This is a genomic window from Microbacterium amylolyticum (assembly GCF_011046975.1).
In the GTDB taxonomy this organism is placed as follows: domain Bacteria; phylum Actinomycetota; class Actinomycetes; order Actinomycetales; family Microbacteriaceae; genus Microbacterium; species Microbacterium amylolyticum.
Window position 1 is genome coordinate 2,270,777 of the sequence record NZ_CP049253.1, and the last position, 17,374, is coordinate 2,288,150.

General features: G+C 65.2%; 14 protein-coding genes and 1 tRNA gene. 13 read left to right on the top strand and 2 right to left on the bottom strand.

Annotated elements, in window-relative coordinates:
• Positions 1-59: 59 nt before the first annotated feature.
• The 4 genes from G6N81_RS10950 (at position 60) to G6N81_RS10965 (ending at position 3,380) form a co-directional block, all read left to right on the top strand.
• Positions 60-920: a DUF3097 family protein gene (locus G6N81_RS10950; protein ID WP_165136833.1), complete on the top strand. Its 861-nt coding sequence runs from the start codon at positions 60-62 to the stop codon at positions 918-920.
• Positions 913-1,626 carry a tRNA (guanosine(46)-N7)-methyltransferase TrmB gene (trmB, locus tag G6N81_RS10955; protein WP_165136837.1) on the top strand — a complete coding sequence of 238 codons (714 nt, stop codon included), beginning with the start codon at positions 913-915 and terminating at the stop codon, positions 1,624-1,626. Before G6N81_RS10950 ends, trmB begins: the two co-directional genes overlap by 8 nt.
• 24 nt (positions 1,627-1,650) lie before the next feature.
• Positions 1,651-2,520 carry a CPBP family glutamic-type intramembrane protease gene (locus tag G6N81_RS10960; RefSeq protein WP_165136840.1) on the top strand — a complete coding sequence of 290 codons (870 nt, stop codon included), beginning with the start codon at positions 1,651-1,653 and terminating at the stop codon, positions 2,518-2,520.
• Between the two features lie 787 nt (positions 2,521-3,307).
• Positions 3,308-3,380 (top strand) — tRNA-Arg (locus G6N81_RS10965).
• Between the two features lie 118 nt (positions 3,381-3,498).
• On the opposite strand, the gene G6N81_RS10970 is transcribed toward G6N81_RS10965, so the two are convergent.
• Positions 3,499-4,122, bottom strand: coding sequence for a hypothetical protein (locus G6N81_RS10970; protein ID WP_165136843.1), 624 nt, complete (start codon positions 4,120-4,122; stop codon positions 3,499-3,501).
• 162 nt (positions 4,123-4,284) lie between these two features.
• Here G6N81_RS10970 and G6N81_RS10975 point away from each other — a divergent pair, with 162 nt between their 5' ends.
• Positions 4,285-4,443 carry an SDR family oxidoreductase gene (locus G6N81_RS10975; protein WP_241244968.1) on the top strand — a complete coding sequence of 53 codons (159 nt, stop codon included), beginning with the start codon at positions 4,285-4,287 and terminating at the stop codon, positions 4,441-4,443.
• An 18-nt stretch (positions 4,444-4,461) separates the two neighbouring features.
• Here G6N81_RS10975 and G6N81_RS10980 read toward each other — a convergent pair whose 3' ends face one another.
• Positions 4,462-5,265, bottom strand: a complete 804-nt coding sequence (locus G6N81_RS10980; RefSeq protein WP_165136846.1) for an SGNH/GDSL hydrolase family protein — start codon at positions 5,263-5,265, stop codon at positions 4,462-4,464.
• Between the two features lie 107 nt (positions 5,266-5,372).
• Here G6N81_RS10980 and argS point away from each other — a divergent pair, with 107 nt between their 5' ends.
• The 8 genes from argS to G6N81_RS11020 all read left to right on the top strand — a co-directional run bounded on the left by argS (position 5,373) and on the right by G6N81_RS11020 (position 17,374).
• Positions 5,373-7,028 (top strand): arginine--tRNA ligase, encoded by a 1,656-nt coding sequence (gene argS / locus G6N81_RS10985; protein WP_165136849.1) that lies wholly within the window; start codon positions 5,373-5,375, stop codon positions 7,026-7,028.
• A gap of 165 nt (positions 7,029-7,193) precedes the next feature.
• Positions 7,194-8,630: a diaminopimelate decarboxylase gene (gene lysA, locus G6N81_RS10990; RefSeq protein WP_165136852.1), complete on the top strand. Its 1,437-nt coding sequence runs from the start codon at positions 7,194-7,196 to the stop codon at positions 8,628-8,630.
• Complete coding sequence (locus G6N81_RS10995; RefSeq protein ID WP_165136855.1) at positions 8,627-9,946, top strand: homoserine dehydrogenase; 1,320 nt, start codon at positions 8,627-8,629, stop codon at positions 9,944-9,946. The genes lysA and G6N81_RS10995 overlap by 4 nt, the downstream gene beginning before the upstream one ends.
• Complete coding sequence (gene thrB, locus G6N81_RS11000; RefSeq protein ID WP_165136858.1) at positions 9,943-10,905, top strand: homoserine kinase; 963 nt, start codon at positions 9,943-9,945, stop codon at positions 10,903-10,905. The genes G6N81_RS10995 and thrB overlap by 4 nt, the downstream gene beginning before the upstream one ends.
• Before the next feature lie 13 nt (positions 10,906-10,918).
• Positions 10,919-12,328, top strand: coding sequence for a threonine synthase (thrC, locus tag G6N81_RS11005; protein WP_165136861.1), 1,410 nt, complete (start codon positions 10,919-10,921; stop codon positions 12,326-12,328).
• A gap of 210 nt (positions 12,329-12,538) precedes the next feature.
• Positions 12,539-14,830: a transcription termination factor Rho gene (gene rho / locus G6N81_RS11010; protein WP_241244969.1), complete on the top strand. Its 2,292-nt coding sequence runs from the start codon at positions 12,539-12,541 to the stop codon at positions 14,828-14,830.
• 11 nt (positions 14,831-14,841) lie between these two features.
• On the top strand, positions 14,842-15,915 hold the full coding sequence (gene prfA / locus G6N81_RS11015) for a peptide chain release factor 1 (RefSeq protein WP_165136864.1): 1,074 nt from the start codon (positions 14,842-14,844) through the stop codon (positions 15,913-15,915).
• A gap of 70 nt (positions 15,916-15,985) precedes the next feature.
• Entirely contained in the window at positions 15,986-17,374 is a 1,389-nt protein-coding gene (locus G6N81_RS11020; RefSeq protein ID WP_165136867.1) for an amidase, read from the top strand.

The following is a 17,374-nucleotide window of genomic DNA, read 5'->3' on the forward strand; positions in this document are numbered from 1 at the left end:
CCGGAACCCGGTTACCCCGATCATATTGCCCTGCCATGCCAAGGCGTAGGCTGAGGGGGATGTTCGAAGACAGGTATGGATCAGACGTCTTGGCGCAGGGGTGGCGGGACAAGGGCACGAAGAAGTCGCGTCCGATTCCCGCAGACATCGACCTGGTCGTCGAGGTCGCCGGGGACGGCTGGACGGGCGCGGTAACGCGCATCGAGGCCGGAAACGTCGAACTCGAAGACTGGAAGGGACGCCGGCGCCAGTTTCCCTTGGGCGCGGGCTTTCTCGTCGAGGGCGAGCCGGTCATTCTCGAAAAACCACGGCAGACGTCACAGGGACGCACGCGGACGGCATCGGGATCGTTCGCTGCGGGTGACGGGCGTGCACGCATCGCCCTGCCGAGCCGCATTCTCGTCGAGGGTAAGCACGACGCCGAGCTGGTAGAGAAGGTGTGGGGCGACGATCTGCGCGCCGAGGGCGTCGCGGTCGAGTTTCTGCAGGGCGCCGATCTTCTTCCCGATCTCTTGCTCGCCGAACCGCCGAGCGCAAAGCGCCGCTACGGAGTGCTCCTCGACCACCTTGTGGCCGGCTCTAAGGAGCAGCGGCTTGCGGATGGCATCGCTCGGGGCCCGCACGGAGCGCACGTGAAGCTGGTCGGACACCCGTTCGTCGACGTCTGGCAGTGCGTGAAACCACAGACAATGGGCATCACAGCCTGGCCGGTCGTCCCCCGCGGCCAAGACTGGAAAACCGGGATCTGTCGCGGGCTCGGCTGGCCGGCGGATACCAAGGCCGACATTGCGCATGCCTGGAAGCGCATTCTCGGCCGTGTGGGCAGTTACCGCGACCTCGAACCAGAGCTTCTCGGGCGCGTCGAGGAGCTCATCGACTTCGTCACAGTTGGCGAGAACTACCCTGGGTCACATGCCTGAACCCGGTACGCATCGTGACATCCTCTCCTTCGTTCGCCGCGGCGGACGCATGTCGGAGGCGCAGGAGCGCGCCTGGAAGGAACTCTCTCCCTTCTACCTCTTTGAGGTTCCCCGCGCGGCGGGCGTGACGTCCGTCGATCCGTCGGCACGGTTTACTCCGCACGAAGCGTATGGACGCGAGGCGCCGCTGATCGTCGAGATCGGCTCCGGGCAGGGGCATGCGATCGTGAACGCGTCCTCGTCACGCCCCGACATCGACTTCCTCGCGATCGAGGTGTATGACTCCGGCCTGGCGCGCACGATGCTCGACGCCGACCGTGAGGGTGTGAAGAATCTGCGCCTCATCGAGGCGAACGCTCCCGAGGTGCTGCAAACGCTCCTCCCGGAAGGCTCCGCCGACGAGATCTGGATCTTCTTCCCCGATCCCTGGCACAAGAAGCGGCACAACAAGCGCCGCCTGATCAGCCCCGGTTTCGGCGCCATCGCCGGCCGCGCTCTGAAGCCGGGCGGCCTGTTGCGCCTCGCGACCGACTGGGAGGACTACGCGCTGCAGATGCGCGAGGTCCTCGACGCCGAGCCCGAGGTCGAGCGGGCGTTCGACGGAGAATGGGCTGAGCGTTTCGATGGCCGCATCATGACGGCGTTCGAACGCAAGGGCATCGACAAGGGCCGCGACATCCGCGATCTGACCTATCGCCGCGTGTAACCGCCCGCGCACAGGAGCACAACCATGACAACGTCGCCGCACACAGCAGATACCGGGCTTCCCGTTCTGCCGGTTGCTGTGTGGCCGTCGCTCGTCGTGTGCCTGTCGGCGGTAGCGCTTTTCGTGGTGGAGTCGCGCCCGCTCGGGTATGCGCTACTTGCGGCGGGGCTTATCTTCGCATGGGCGCTGGAAGCCTCGAACAAGGTCAATGGCGGGCCGATCGGATCCGACAAGCCCAGTCTGTTGCGCGATCTGTCCCTGATCGCGGCGGGACTTGTCTGTGCCAGTTCCATTCCGCTCGCGGCGAAGCTCGATGATCTCTCGATGTTGCTGTTCACGCTCGCGCTGGGCGGTGCCGTTGCGGTGCCGTACGTGGTTTCACGTTTTCTCTACCGGGACCGCGCGATTGCGTTCCCGTGGAGCGGCGGCGGACGGTGGTCCGCATGGCAGTGGGCATGGCTCGCTGCCGTCATCGTTCTGGGATGGCTGATTCTGCCGTTCTACTTCATTACCAGCGGCGCGTACATGAACTGGCCCGTTGTCGACGATGCCAATCTCATCGCGCGGCTCTTCGTCGGGGTCGGAGCCGTCGGAATCTGGGACGAACTGTTCTTCATCTGCACCGTGTTCGTCCTGCTCCGCCGGCACATGGCCTTCATCACGGCAAACGTCCTTCAGGCCACCGTTTTCGTGTCGTTCCTGTGGGAACTGGGGTATCGCGAGTGGGCTCCGGTCTTCACCATTCCCTTCGCGCTCCTCCAAGCCATCATCTTCATCAAAACGAAGTCGCTCGCCTACGTGGTCACGGTCCATCTGTTGTTCGACGCCGTTGTGTTCCTCGTGCTCGTCCACGCGCACAACCCTGGATCACTCGACGCAATCTTCCTGGTCTGACGCGCCACCATGATGACGACGAGACAGAGGATTGCGCTGCGCGGTGGCGCGGCGGCCGTCGTCGCGGATCACGATCACAACGGTCGCCGCTCAGGCCGCGTTCCATAGTGTCTTTGTCGCGCTCGGCGCCCCAACGGCCAGCACGATCATGATCGGCGCGCACGACCACGCTGCCGTGTTCGCGCCTGGTTGCTCTTCGGCACGCACTCTCCTTCGACGCTGTTCGTGTTTCCGCGGCCGCTTCCCCGCGCGGCCCACCCCTTCTTTCTGTGTGATCACCACCCCTCTCACCGGCGACGACCGTTCGCCGGTGCTTCACGCATGCAGAAAAGGACAGAAATGAACACGCACACCTCACCCCGCACCGGTGCCCTCGCTCTCGCAGCTTCGGCTCTTGTCGCCGGTCTGGTCTTGGCCCCGGCCGACGCTCAGGCCCATGTCACGGTCGCGGCTGGCGACGCCGTTCCCGGGCAATACACAGAACTCACGTTTGGCTTCGGTCACGGCTGCGAGGGTTCTCCGACCACGGCGCACATGACGCCGAGGAACAGACCGAGGCGGCCTCAGAGAACACATCTGCGGCCCTGTCGCAGACGCTGCCGATCACGCTTGGCGTCGGTGGCCTCATTGCCGTGATCGCCGCGCTCGGCATGTCGATCCTCGGCTGGCGCCGCTCCTCCTGAACCCGTGTGCCCGGCCCCGCTGCGGGCCGGGCACACGGTGTCGCCACACCCGGGCATGCCCCGTTGGGTCGGAGCGGCTGATGGCTGGTATCGTCGATCTGTCCGCCTCCGTAGCTCAGGGGATAGAGCGCCGGTTTCCGGTACCGAAGGTCGGGGGTTCGATTCCCTCCGGGGGCACAAGAATGGGCCGAGAGATTCGCGGAATTACGCGGATTTCTCGGCCTTATTTTCTTGCCGCACCCGCTTCAGGGCACATCGGGGTTACCGGCCAAAAAGAGTGGATGGGTCTGGCGTGTCACTCGCGTCCTGCCCATCCTGCTCGGGACCAGAGCCCTTCACCCGCGTCGAGACCTGTGTCATAAAGGGCGGGGCCGATCGGCTCCTCGTCCGGTGCCGGCCCGGTGACGGGTTCGACGGGTTTCGCGAGGTCGAGAGCGTGTTCGAGTGGGAGCTCGTGCAGGGTGAGAAACCACTCGAGCGCGCGGCGGCGGTGTTTCTCGCTCATTCCCCGGTGTCGACGCAACAGGTCGCGGATGTGTGCGTTTAGTCCCTCGAGTGGGCTGGTGGTGCGCGGGTTGCCGTAGGTGATGTGAGTGAAGATGAGGTCCTTCTTCACGACCAGGCGGACCAGCAGCCAGGCCTTCCGGAGCCGGTCATGGGTAGATCCGAACTGGTCGTTGCGGAACAAGGTCTGTTCGGTGGTGAGGTGACCGAATGACTGCCACCATTGCTCCAGGAGCAGTTGCCACTCGATGGCGGAATCCGGGTCACGGACGGCGGAGTGCGACGTTCCATTGCTGGCCTGGGAGGAGTACGCCGCGGGAGCACTGTGCCCGGTTGTGGGTGGCCGTACCGGGATGAGGGGCCCTGGGGCGTCCGGGGGACGATGCACCTCACCGACGAGGAGCGCGCTCGCCACGAGGCGGAGCAAGAACGGTTCAAGCAGGATGTCAGGAGTTCGAATCTCCTAGGCTCCACAGAAAATCCCTGGTCAGACTGGAAAAGTCAGACCAGGGATTTTTCGTTTCCTGAGCGAATAAGGAGCAGATAAGGAGCAGCCCTACGAGAGGAGCCGCAGATCGTGCTTCGCGAGATCGCGCTCGTCGCTCAGACGCAGGTTAAGCGCGTCGGTCGGACAGAGGACGTTGCCGCGGTTGTTGCCTTCCTCGCTTCGCCGAGCGCACGCCAGATCACTGGGCAGACGATTCACATCAACGGCGGCGCGCACACGACGCGCTAACCGCTTCACGTGGTCCGGTTACTTTTCCGTCACCAGCTGCGCCAGGTCACCCGCGAGCCGCGTTGCGAGAAGAGCGTGGCCCTGATCGCTCGGGTGGTGTGCCCCGGCCGGGGAGGTGTCGATAACGACGTCGAAATTCTCGGCCGTGATCCACTCCTCGTCGAGGGGGGAGATGTAATCGAGGCCCTGCGCGTCCGCGAGCGCTGACAGCGTGGAGTCGATGTCCGTGATTTCTGCGGGAACCGGCAGAACATGCGGTGCGGGGCCAAGCACCACGAGGTGCGCATCGGGATAGAGGTCCATGAGATGGTCCCAGACGGTGGTCGCGGCGCGGGGGAGATAGCTGAGGTTCTCGAAACGATCGTTGATCGATCCCTGGAGCACGATGACATCGGGCGAGACACCTGCGTCCAACTCGAGCACCCGCAGCGGGTAGCTGCCGCCGAGTTCGCCGCTGCGCAGATACCCGCTTCCGCTTTCGCCTGCGACAATCGTGTCCCAGCCCAGCAGGTCGCCGGTTACCGCGGGGTACGCGTGCGCGGAGTCCGAAGCGGCAAGTCCGACCGTCCACGAATCGCCGAAGATCAGCATCCGGTGGGAGTCATCTTGCTCGGGGGAGCGTGTTTCCGTTGGGGCGGGGGAGCGTGTTTCCGTTGGGGCGGGGGAGCGTGTTTCCGTTGGGGCGGGGGAGCGGGATTCGAGAGCCGACGACAGGCCATTGTCGATGCGAGAGCCCTGTGATTCGGCAGCGCACGACGCGAGTGCTGTTGTCACCGCCGCGGCCAGGACAGTGGCGGTAACGATCCGTGCGAGACGCGGCATACGAACAGCCTATTCACGTTGCTGCTGCCGCCCCTTGCCGCCGTTCTCACCGGGCGCGTCCGCGCTCAGAAGGAACCTTCAACACACGCCACTAGACTCAGAGCGCTATGAATCCTGACGCCCTCGCCTCTGCCCTGTTCGTCGCGCTCGAAGCGATTGCCGAGCGCCGACGCCCCGGCGTCGCCCTCGACGCTTCCGTCGCCGATATCACCGTCGAGCGGCCCAAGAACCGTGATCACGGCGACTGGGCGACGAACGCGGCGATGAAGTTCGCGAAGAAGATCGGCGCGAACCCGCGCGAGCTTGCTCAGGAGCTGGCCGATGAGCTGGCGAGTGTGGACGGGATTGCCTCGGTCGAGATCGCGGGTCCTGGCTTCATCAACGTGCGCCTTGACGCCGCGGCCGCTGGCCAGCTGGCACAGACGATCGTCGATGCGGGCGCCGAGTTTGGTCACAACAGCTCGCAGGCCGGCAACAGCATCAACCTTGAGTTCGTCAGCGGTAATCCGACCGGACCGCTTCACATCGGTCACACGCGGTGGGCCGCGCTCGGTGATGCGATCGGCCGGTTGCTGGAGGCATCGGGCGCGAACGTTGCCCGCGAGTACTACATCAACGATGCCGGCGCGCAGATCGACCGCTTCGGCGCATCGGTTCTCGCCGCGATGACGGGGCAGCCCGCCCCCGAAGACGGCTATAAGGGCGCCTACATTGACGCTCTCGGCAAGCGGGTTCTCGCCGAAGACCCCGACATTCTGGACGGGCCGGAAAACTCTCGCGTGGCTGCGGTGAGCGAGGTGGCGTACCGCCTCCAGCTGGCTGAGATTCGCGAGTCGCTCGAGAAATTCAACGTGAACTTCGATGTGTGGTACTCCGAGCGCGATCTGCACGCGGGGTCGCCCAGCTTGATCGATCAGGCCGTCGACCGTCTGCGCGAGCAGGGATACGTCTACGACGAGGACGACGCTGTGTGGGTGCGCACAACGGCGTTCGGCGATGACAAGGATCGCGTGATTCGCCGCGGCAATGGCATTTACACCTACTTCGCGGCCGATGCGGCGTACTACCTGAACAAGGGCGATCGCGGATACCAGCACAAGATCTATCTGCTGGGCGCTGATCACCACGGTTATGTTCACCGCCTCAAGGCGCTGGCGGGCGCGGCGGGCGACAACCCGGACACCGATATCGAGGTCCTGATCGGTCAGCTCGTCTCGATTAACGGCGCAAAGCTCTCCAAGCGCGCGGGAAACATCATTGAGCTTGATGATCTGCGCGACTGGATCGGCACGGACGCCCTGCGTTATTCGCTGGCCCGCTATCCCGCAGACTCACCGCTTTCGCTCGATCCCGAGCTGCTGAAGAAGCGCACGAACGACAACCCCGTCTTCTACGTGCAGTACGCGCATGCGCGCACCGTCAACGTCGGCCGCAACGCGGTCGATTCCGGTGTGACACGCGAGACGTTCGCCCCTGAGCTTCTGAACCACGAGACCGAGGCTGCGCTGCTTGGCGCTCTTCAGGAATTCCCCCGCGTTGTTGCGTTCGCCGCTGAGGTGCGCGAACCGCACCGTGTTGCGCGCTACCTCGAGGAGCTCGCTGGCCTGTACCACCGCTGGTACGACAACTGCCGTGTCACGCCGAAGGGCGACGAGGTCGTTGAGCCCGTTCACGGAACCCGCCTGTGGCTCAACGACGCGACCGGCCAGGTTCTGCGCAACGGACTGCACCTGCTGGGTGTGAGCGCGCCAGAACGGATGTAAGTCCCTCACGATGGCCCCTTTCGGTCGAAAGGGGCCATCGTCGTCTCCCTGTGTCACGAAGCCGGGGAGGCTGGGAATCTCCCGTAGACTTGGGTGAAGCGGCGCGCGAACGTGCGCGGCCGCATGCTCAACGCCTCCCGATCCGCAAGGAATCCCCGACGACCGATGGTCTCCGAGTCCGTATCACCCCTCGCGCCCGAGTGGCTTGTTGCTCCTGCCGATGCCAATGGCCTCGCCTCGCTGGTGTGGCCGCGATCGGCGTCCCGCGATAACGACGGCATGCTCGTGATCGCTGGCGCTCGTGCCGACGATCTCGTGCGAGAGTTCGGAACGCCCGTTGTCGTGATCGACGAACACGACGCCCGTTCCCGCGCCGCCGAAACGCTGGCAGCCTTCGACGCCGCCGCGTCGCGCCACGGGGGATCCGCCCGTGTCTACTACGCGGGCAAGGTGTTCATGTCGGCCGATGTCGCGCGGTGGATGACGGCCGAGGGGCTGAACATCGATGTCTGCTCGCGCGGCGAACTCGAAACGGCGCTCGCAGCGGGAACCGACCCGGCCCGTATTGGGTTCCACGGGAACAACAAGAGTCTCAGCGAGCTGGAGCGCGCCGTCACCGTTGGCGTCGGAACGATCATCGTCGACTCAGCGATCGAGATCGAACGGCTCGACGCCATCACGCGCCGTCACGGACGCACCCAGCGGGTCCTCGTTCGCGTGCGCAGCGGCGTTCATGCCGATACTCACAGTTTTCTCGCAACGGCCCACGAGGACCAGAAGTTCGGGTTCTCCCTGGCCGAAGGGGAACAGGCTGCCGCACGCATCCGCGAAACGGAACATGTCGAGTTCATCGGTCTCCACTGCCACATCGGATCGCAGATCTTCGGCGTCGCGGGCTTCCGGGAATCAGCGACGCGCCTTCTCGAGGTGCACGCTCGCCTTCTCGAATCCGGTGATGTTCCTGTTCTGAACCTCGGCGGCGGCTTCGGGATTGCGTACACCAGCGTCGACGACCCCGCCGATATTCGTGACCTCGCTGACGGCATCGTTGACGCCGTCGCCGAGGAGTGCGACCGCCGAGGGATCCCCCTTCCGATTCTGGCGTTCGAACCCGGGCGGAGCATTTTCGGTCCCGCCGGCGTCACGCTTTACGAGGTCGGAACAACGAAGCCGATCACCGTCGAAACGCCTTCCGGATCAGCGCAGCGCCTGTACGTCTCGGTCGACGGCGGTATGAGCGACAACGCCCGGCCGGCCCTGTACGGCGCCCAGTTCTCTGCGCGAATTGCCTCGCGCACCTCCTCGGCCGACCCCGCGCTCGTGCGCGTGGTCGGCATGCACTGTGAGTCCGGCGACATCGTCGTCGACAACGAGTATTTGCCGGGCGACGTCACCCCTGGTGATCTCCTTGCTGTGCCGTCCACCGGTGCCTATACGGTGGCGCTGTCCAGTAACTACAACCATGTTCCCCGCCCGCCCGTTGTCGCTGTGCGCGACGGCGCGGCGCGGGTGATCATTCGCGGCGAGCAGATCGAAGACCTGCTCGCCAGGGATGCCGGCATCACACGCGGCGTTCCTGCACACCACGAGGGAGAGAAATGATCGATCACCGCACCCTGCGCGTCGCGCTGCTCGGCGCCGGCTCGGTCGGGTCACAGGTTGCACGCCTGCTGCTCGAGCATGCCGACGAACTCGAGGAGCGCGCGGGCGCTCGCCTGGAGCTTGCGGGAATCGCCGTCCGCAACATCGATGCGCAGCGCGATGTTGACCTGCCGCGTGAGCTGCTAACAACCGACGCGAGTGAGCTCATCGTCGGCAGCGACATCGTGATCGAGCTCATGGGCGGCATCGAGCCTGCCAAGTCTTACATTCTCGAGGCGCTGAACTCGGGAGCCGACGTTGTCACGGGAAACAAGGCGCTTCTCGCAACGCACGGCGCCGAGATCTTTGACGCCGCCGACCAGGTGGGCGCATCCGTCTCGTACGAGGCGGCTGTCGCCGGTGCGATCCCGATCGTCCGTCCTCTGAAAGACTCCCTCGCGGGAGACCGCGTTAAGCGCATTTTCGGCATCGTCAACGGTTCGACGAACTACATTCTCGACCGCATGGACCGCGATGGCCTGCCGGCAGATGAGGCCGCACAGATCGCTTCCGATCTCGGGTTTCTTGAGGCCGACCCGACCCTCGATGTCGAGGGCTACGACGCCGCGCAGAAGGCTGCCATCATCGCGAGCCTCGCGTTTCACACGCGTGTGTCGATCGACGATGTGCACCGTGAGGGCATCACGGGCGTCACCGCCGAGATGATCGAAAGCGCGAGCCGCGCCGGATATGTCATCAAGCTCTTGGCCGTGTGCGAACGGCTCGACGCCACGGGCGACGGCCACGAGGAATCGATCTCCGTGCGCGTGTACCCGGCGCTCATCAGCCGCGAGCACCCCCTCGCCAGCGTTCACGGCGGCAACAACGCCGTTTTCGTCGAGGCAGAGGCCGCGGGAAGCCTGATGTTCTATGGCGCCGGTGCCGGTGGCATCGAAACCGCCTCGGCCGTGATGGGTGATGTTGTTTCGGCGGCACGCCGTCACATCGCCGGTGGCGTCGGCGTGGGTGAATCTCCGCGCGGACAACTGCCCGTTGCGCCGATCGGCCGCATCATCACGAGCTACCAGATTCGCCTTGAGGTGTCGGATGAACCGGGCGTGCTCGAGGCGATCGCCTCGATTCTGACGGAAGGCGGTGTCTCTGCCGCCGCCGTTGAGCAGACGGCCATCCCCTCCGACGGCCAAGCGGCCCGTGCCCAGCTCGTCATCGGAACGCACCGTGCCAGGGAAGAGGCTCTCGCCGCCACCGTCGAACGCCTGGCCGCGAGCGACGTCGTTATCCGCGTGGCATCCGTGCTGCGCGTCGAAGGCGAATGACCACCTCCTCTGCGGGAACGCACACGGTCTACGTGCGCGTTCCCGCAACCAGCGCCAATCTTGGTCCCGGTTTCGACACGCTCGGCCTCGCGCTCAGCGTGTACGACGAACTGGAGGTCACGGCTCTCGCGCCGGGTGAACTCGAGATCGATGTCACAGGAACGGGCGCCGACGACATTCCGCGTGACGAGTCGCACCTGATCGCACGGACGATTCGCTACTGCTACGAAGCAGTGGGACGTTCAGCGCCAGGGCTCCGGATTGTCGCGCACAACGGCATTCCTCACGGAAAGGGCCTCGGCTCGTCGGGCGCGGCCGTCGCGGCGGGCGTTCTTGCCGCAAAGGGGTTGCTCGCTGGCCAGGCCGAACTCACCGAAACCGATCTTCTGCGTCTGGCGACCGAGCTTGAGGGTCACCCCGACAACGTTGCTCCCGCGCTGTTCGGCGGGCTGACGATCGCGTGGACGGAGAACGGCGCTCCGCAGCACAAGAAGCTGCTCGTGCATCGCGGTGTCGCGCCGGTGGTTTTTGTGCCGGACCACACGATGTCCACCTCCACTGCGCGCAGTGTGCTGGGCGCCGAGGTATCGCGCGAGGACGCGGTGTTCAATGTCTCGCGGTCGGCTCTGCTGATCGCGGCGCTCACCCAGAGCCCCGATCTGCTGCTGTCGGCAACCGACGACAAGCTCCACCAGGAGCGACGCGCCCAGGCGATGCCCGAGACGTTTGCCCTCGTGAGCGCCCTGCGCGCGCGAGGCTTCGCGGCTGTTGTCTCGGGAGCGGGGCCGAGCGTGCTTGTGCTCGCCGATGGTCCGGGCCGCCGCCTCGAGGCCGCTGATGTTGCGGAAGAAGCAACGGGCGGAACCTGGCAGTCGCACATGCTCGCCGTCGACTTCCTCGGCGGAACGGTGCGTACCGCCGAAGATGTGACAATGGAATTTCCCCATGCCGGATCGTGACCTGAGGAGCCCCGTGCAGTACATCTCAACCCGAGGCGGCTCCGAGCCGATGTCGTACTGTGAGGCGTTGCTCGAGGGTCTCGCCCGCGATGGCGGACTCACCGTTCCCGCCGTGATGCCGCAGGTCGATGGCGAAACGCTGGAGAGCTGGCGTTCGCTCACCTACCCGCAGCTCGCGACAGAGGTGCTCGGGCTGTTTGCCACCGACATCCCGCGTGAGGATCTTGCACGGATGACGTCTGCCGCCTACGCGGCGTTCCCGGGCGATGTCGTTCCGCTGCGATCGATCGGCGATGGCATCACGCTTGTCGGCCTGTCCGAGGGACCGACGCTGGCCTTTAAGGACATGGCGATGCAGTTCCTCGGCCAGGTCCTCGAATACGCGCTCGAGCGCACCGGGTCCGTTCTCAACGTCCTGGGTGCCACATCAGGCGACACGGGTTCTGCCGCCGAGCATGCGCTGCGCGGCAAAGACCGCATTTCGGTGTTCATGCTGTCGCCGCTCGGCCGGATGAGCTCGTTCCAACGCGCGCAGATGTTCTCTCTCGATGACAAGAACGTCCACAACATCGCGATCGACGGCGTTTTCGATGACTGCCAGAACCTCGTCAAAGAGCTGGCGGGCGATCTCGACTTCAAGGGCGCCCAGCGCCTGGGCGCCGTGAACTCCATCAACCTCGCGCGCATCACGGCGCAGGTTGTCTACTACTTCTGGGCGTGGCTGCGGGCCACCGACGATGGTGGGTGGACAGAGTTGTCGTTCACGGTGCCCTCGGGCAACTTCGGCAACATTCTGTCCGGTTTCTTCGCAAAGCAGATGGGGCTGCCGGTTCACCGCCTGGTGCTCGCGACGAACGAGAACAACGTTCTCGACGAGTTCTTCCGCACGGGCATCTATCGTCCGCGCAGCTCCGCCGAAACGCTGGCAACGTCGAGCCCGTCGATGGACATCTCCAAGGCCTCCAACCTCGAGCGCTTCATCTTCGAGCTTGCCGGCCGCGATGGTGCCCGCGTTGTGGCGGCGTGGAACGAGCTTGCGACCAACGGATCGTTCGACTTCACAGCCGACCTCCCGCGCTTCATCGAGGAGTTCGGCATCGTCAGCGGAACCTCGACACATGCCGATCGACTTGCCACGATCCGCTCGGTGTACGAGGAAACGGGTGAGGTCATCGACCCGCACACGGCCGACGGTGTGAAGGTTGCGCGGGAGTACGTCGAGTCCGGTGTTCCGATGCTCGTCCTGGAAACAGCCAAGCCTCAGAAATTCGCCGAAACGATCAGCGAGGCGATCGGAATCGAGCTGGAGTATTCGGATGAGTTGCGGACGATGATGGACGCACCGCAGCACGTTGTCGAGATGGCAAACGACGCGGAATCCCTCCGCGTTTTCATCGAGGCTGCTGCCCTCCGCGAAAACTGAGGGTGGTACAGTGAGGGCACCAGCGGAGAGAGTGCCACCTCGCACGAATTCTGAATCTCCGTCGCATTTCTGCGAAGCCCCGCACGGATTCCGACAGCTGTGATCGCGCCACTGGCTCGATGCGAGCGGTCGGAATGGTCACGCGTCCCGCGTGAGCGCAATTCTTTGCGTGCGGATTGGCTCTGACACATCACAACGCAAGGAGTACTCGTGGAAGCGACCACCGAGACGCCCGACGGCGAGAACACCGCCGCACGTACAGCGGCAGCCGATCAGGCCGCAATCGAGAAGGCGCTGGATGCCGCCGCGAAGGCGACATCATCCGGAGCGCCGCGCAAGCGCACATCACGTCGCGCGTCATCGGCCGGCACCGCTGCCGCCGCCGCTGACAAGCCGTCCGACGAGAAGCCCGCTGCCGCCGAGCCGGCCGAGGAGGCCGCTCCCAAGAAGCGGGCCCCGCGCCGAACGAAGAAGCAGATCGAGGCCGATAAGGCGGCGGAAGAAGCGGCGAAGGCTGCGGAGTCTGGTGCCGAGAAGCCCGCCGAGGAAGCCTCCGCACCTGCCGCAGAAGCAGCGGCTGAGGAGAAGCCGGCGGCGAAGAAGCGTCCGACGCGCACGCGGAAGACCGCGGCGCAGCGCGCTGCCGAGGCGGAGGAAGCCGAGAAGGCTGCTGCTGAGGCACCGGAAGCTCAGCCCGCTGAAGGGGTTCCGGCTGCTGCGGCAGAGGAGTCCGAGGAGAAGCCGGCGGTGAAGAAGCGTCCGACGCGCACGCGGAAGACCGCGGCGCAGCGCGCTGCCGAGGCGGAGGAAGCCGAGAAGGCTGCTGCTGAGGCGCCGGAAGCTCAGCCCGCTGAGGAGGGTCCGGCCGCGGAAAAGGCGCCGGAGGACAAGCCTGCTGAGAAGGCTCCTGAGCGACAGAACACCGACGCCGCAACACGTCGCGACGAGGCGAAGAACGACGATTCTTCCGCTGATGACAACGCATCGTCCGATGGTGACGACGATGGGCAGGAAGGCTCGTCTCGCGGCCGCCGCGGGCGTTCGCGCAACCGGCGCAAGAAGAGCGGCGACGGCGATCGCGACGAGCAGCAGGGCGGGCAGAAGCCTGCTCAGCAGCAGAACAACCAGCAGCAGGGTGGCGCACAGCAGAACGGTGCGCAGAAGCAGAACCAGAACCAGCAGCAGGGCTCCAGTCAGCGTGGCGGTGCTCCCGCCGAGCAGCGCGGTGGCGCACAGGATGCTCAGCAGGCAGACGGCCGGGGCCGCAACAAGCGTGGACGCGGCCGTGGTCGTCCTGGCCAGGATGAGTTCGAGCCGGAGATCACCGAGGACGACGTCCTGATCCCGATCGCCGGAATCCTGGATGTTCTCGACAACTACGCGTTCGTGCGCACAACGGGCTACCTTCCCGGTCAGCAGGACGTGTACGTGTCGCTGGGCCAGGTGAAGAAGTACAACCTGCGCAAGGGCGACGCAGTTGTCGGCGCGATTAAGCAGCCGCACCAGGGCGAGTCCAGCGGACGCCAGAAGTACAACGCGCTCGTCAAGGTCGACTCGATCAATGGCCTGTCCGTTGAGGATGCCGCCGGCCGTGTCGAGTGGAGTGATCTCACCCCGCTCTACCCGCAGGACCGTCTGCGCCTCGAGACCGCGCCCGAGAAGCTCACACAGCGCATCATCGACCTGGTCGCACCGATCGGCAAGGGCCAGCGTGGCCTGATCGTCGCGCCTCCCAAGGCGGGCAAGACGATCGTGCTGCAGCAAATCGCCAACGCGATCGCGCAGAACAACCCCGAGGCTCACCTCATGGTCGTCCTGGTCGACGAGCGGCCAGAAGAGGTCACCGACATGCAGCGTTCGGTCAAGGGCGAGGTCGTGGCCTCCACGTTCGATCGCCCCGCTGAGGACCACACGACGGTTGCCGAGCTCGCGATCGAGCGCGCGAAGCGCCTTGTCGAGCTGGGTCGGGACGTCGTCGTCCTTCTCGACTCGATCACGCGTCTGGGCCGCGCCTATAACGTGTCGGCTCCCGCATCGGGCCGTGTGCTGTCCGGTGGTGTCGACGCCGCCGCGCTGTACCCGCCGAAGAAGTTCTTCGGTGCGGCGCGCAACATCGAAAACGGTGGATCGTTGACGATTCTTGCGACGGCGCTCGTCGAGACCGGCTCCAAGATGGACGATGTCATCTTCGAGGAGTTCAAGGGCACCGGCAACATGGAGCTGCGCCTCTCGCGTCAGCTCGCCGACAAGCGCATTTTCCCGGCCGTTGACGTCAACGCTTCGTCGACACGTCGCGAGGAGATGCTGCTGTCGAACGACGAGGTCAAGATCACCTGGAAGCTGCGTCGCGCACTCGCGGGCATGGACCAGCAGCACGCAAACGGCGTCATCCTCGAGAAGCTGAAGGAGACGAACTCGAACGTTGAGTTCCTCGTCCAGATGCAGAAGTCGATGCCGACGGGCGGGGCTCGCGGCTCGGGCCACGACAACGAGATTCGCTGAACCCGCCTCACATGTTTGAGTCTGTTCAGACGCTGATCGACGAGCACCGCCGGGTCCAGGAGGAACTCTCCGATCCGGCGGTGCATGCCGACGCTGTGCGCGCCAAGCGCGTGAATCGTCGCTACGCCGAGCTGTCCCGAATCGTTCGTGCCTATGACGAGTGGGCACAGGCGGTTGACGATCTTGCCGCTGCGCGAGAGCTGGCAAAGGAAGACGCGGCTTTTGCCGAAGAGCTTCCTGCGATGGAGGAGGCCAGTGCGCAGACGCAGGAGCACCTCCGCCGGCTGCTGATACCGCGTGATCCCGATGACGCGCGTGACGTGATCATGGAGATCAAAGCGGGTGAGGGCGGTGCGGAGAGCGCGCTGTTCGCCGCTGACCTGTTGCGGATGTACTCGCAGTACGCGGCGCATCGTGGATGGAAGTCAGAGATCATCGAGGCGGATGCGTCGGATCTGGGCGGGTACAAGAACGTGCAGGTCGCGTTCAAGGGATCCTCGAACGATCCTGCGCAGGGGGTGTGGGCGCATCTGAAGTATGAGGGCGGTGTGCACCGCGTTCAGCGCGTTCCCGCCACGGAGTCGCAGGGCCGCATCCACACCTCGACAACGGGCGTTCTCGTGTTCCCCGAGGTTGATGAGCCGGCGGAACTCGCCATCGATCCCAACGACCTCAAGATCGACGTGTATCGCTCCTCGGGACCTGGCGGACAGTCTGTCAACACGACAGACTCCGCCGTGCGCATTACTCACGTTCCCACCGGGATCGTCGTGTCGATGCAGAACGAGAAGTCGCAGCTGCAAAACCGTGAGGCGGGTATGCGCGTTCTGCGTGCCCGGCTCCTCGCGCGGCAGCAGGAAGAGCTCGCGGCTGTTGCGGCGGATGCCCGTAAGAGCCAGATTCGGGGAATGGATCGTTCGGAGCGCATCCGCACGTACAACTTCCCCGAAAATCGCATCGCCGATCACCGCACGGGGTTCAAGGCCTACAACCTTGACACCGTGATGGACGGGGCCCTCGAGCCGGTTATTCAGTCGTGCATTGAGGCCGACGAGGCCGAGCGCCTCGAGGCCATCGGAGACTAAACGATGAGACGAATCCGATCACACCAGTTTCTGGGGTGGTCGGATTTTGTCGTTCACCGGAGCGGATGACATGGGTGATCTGATCGATATGGCGCGGCGACTGCGTCGCGGCGACGTGGAACCGACTCAGTTGGTTCAGCAAGCGATCGAGAGAATTGGCGATGATCCGTGTGGTGCGTTTGCGCACGTCGACCGGCGCGGAGCACTGGACCGCGCGTCAGCGCTGGGCACGCCGCCCTCGGACGCACCACCGCTGTGGGGCATCCCGCTGGCAGATAAAGACTTGACAGCGCGGGCAGGAATGCCCACGTCGTATGGTTCGCGCGCTTTCGTCAGCTTCGTACCGGAGCACTCCGATCCCTTCGCGCTTGCGCTGGATCGGCTCGGAAGCGTCGGCATCGGGAAGACCAGCACTCCCGAATTCGGCCTGACCGGATACACCGAGAACCTCGTCGGTCCGCCCGCGCGCAATCCGTGGCAGCTCGCAACCGGTGCCGGCGGTTCCAGCGGAGGCGCGGCCGTTGCCGTTTCGACGGGCGTTCTCGCCGCTGCTCCGGCTTCTGATGGGGGCGGATCGATTCGGATCCCTGCCGCGACTGTGGGGGTCGTTGGTCTGAAGCCATCTCGGGGTCGGTTGCCGTTCAGCAACGGCCTCGATTCGCCCGGTGGTCTGTCCGTGGCGGGGGCGATCACGCGCAGCATCGACGACGCGGCGTATTTCCTCGATGCGCTGGTGGGCTCAGCGCAGCACGTTCACGCAACGCGTGCTCCGAGGCACGGACCATTTCTCGACGCAGTGCGGCGGGAACCGGCTTCGCTACGGATCGGTGTGACGACAACGAGCCCGTGGGACGGATGGACTGACACGACGCTCGATCCGAGCGCGCGCAGGGCCTACGAATCGGCGGGCGCGTTTCTTTCCGTAGCCGGGCACGAGGTCGAAGAGCTCGTCTGGGATCCCCGCGGCTATCCGGACATGTTCACAACGATCTGGCGGGCGTCGGCCGCGCGGATTCCGATTCCGACGGAAGACCTCGATCGCCTCGCCGAACCGCTGACGGCGTGGCTCGTGCGGGAGGGGCGTGCGCTTTCGGCCGAACGCGTGCTTGCCGCGCTGCAGGCGGCCGTGACGTTCGAACGCGAGACGATCGCCGCGTTTGCGAGCTACGACGCTGTCGTGACGCCGGCGCTCGCGATGGCGCCGCAACCGCTGGGATGGTTTACCGAAACGGGCGATCCGGAGGAGAACTTCGCGCGGCAGTGTCGCTATGCCCCGCACACCAGCTTCGTCAACGTTGCGGGGCTCCCCGCCATCACGGTTCCCGTTACGTCCGTGTCTGGCGAACGCCCGTTGAGCGTTCAGGTGATAGGCCGGCCCGGTGGGGAGAGCACGATTCTTGCCGTCGCGGCGCAACTCGAAGCCGAGCGGGGCGCACTTCCTTTTCCGCCGGCGCCGTGA